This is a genomic window from Pseudomonas sp. MWU13-2105 (assembly GCF_023242315.1).
Lineage (GTDB): Bacteria > Pseudomonadota > Gammaproteobacteria > Pseudomonadales > Pseudomonadaceae > Aquipseudomonas.
Genome location: NZ_JALLIY010000068.1, coordinates 1 through 1175, shown reverse-complemented (window position 1 = coordinate 1175; position 1175 = coordinate 1). Strand labels below are relative to the sequence as shown.

1 protein-coding gene is annotated in these 1175 nt (G+C 61.5%); it reads left to right on the top strand.

The genetic code is table 11. The features are described 5' to 3' along the window. Positions 1 to 57: 57 nt before the first annotated feature. Positions 58 to 1175 (top strand): ribonucleotide-diphosphate reductase subunit beta (locus M5B96_RS32315; protein ID WP_248801211.1); only part of this gene is annotated, 1118 nt, incomplete at its 3' end.

The window sequence follows — 1175 nt, the reverse complement described above, 5'->3', positions numbered from 1 at the left end:
GAAGAAGGCGAGGTTGCCGTCAAGGGCGCCAACGCCGGCCACGCCACCGAAGCCAACATGGACCGCCTCGACAGCGCCGGCGGCGCCGCGGCCCAGGAGGCCCGTGCCGTGACCGCTTCCGACTCGGCCGCCATCGCCCGTGCCAAGGCCGCGCTCGACGCCCTGGACGTTGCCGAAGGCCTGGCTGAACTCGAAGGCGCCTCGGCCCGTGTCGCGGTCGACGAAAAGCGCATGATCAACTGCCGCGCCGACCTCAACCAGTTGGTACCGTTCAAGTACGACTGGGCCTGGCAGAAGTACCTCGACGGCTGCGCGAACCACTGGATGCCGCAAGAAGTCAACATGACCGCCGACATCGCCCTCTGGAAAGACCCGGAAGGCCTGACCGACGACGAGCGCCGCATCGTCATGCGCAACCTGGGTTTCTTCTCCACCGCCGACTCGCTGGTGGCGAACAACCTGGTGCTGGCCGTATACCGCCTGATCACCAACCCCGAGTGCCGCCAGTACATCCTGCGCCAGGCCTTCGAAGAGGCGATCCACACCCACGCCTACCAGTACTGCATCGAATCGCTGGCCATGGATGAAGGCGAGATCTTCAACATGTACCACGAGATTCCATCGGTGGCGAAAAAGGCCACCTGGGGCCTGAAGTACACCCGTTCGATCTCCGACCCGGAATTCAAGACCGGCACCGTCGAGACCGACAAGGAACTGCTGCGCAACCTGATCGCCTACTACTGCGTGCTGGAAGGGATCTTCTTCTACTGCGGCTTCACCCAGATCCTGTCCATGGGCCGACGTAACAAGATGACCGGCGTCGCCGAGCAGTTCCAGTACATCCTGCGCGATGAATCCATGCACCTGAACTTCGGCATCGACGTGATCAACCAGATCAAGATCGAGAACCCGCACCTGTGGGATGCCGAGATGAAGGAAGAAGCCACGCAGATGATCCTGCAGGGCACCCAGCTGGAAATCGAATACGCCCGCGATACCATGCCGCGCGGCGTGCTGGGCATGAACGCGGCGATGATGGAGGACTACCTGAAGTTCATCGCCAACCGTCGCCTGTCGCAGATCGGTTTGAAGGAAGAGTACCCAGGGACCACCAACCCGTTCCCGTGGATGAGCGAGATCATGGACTTGAAGAAAGAGAAGAACTTCTTCGAGAC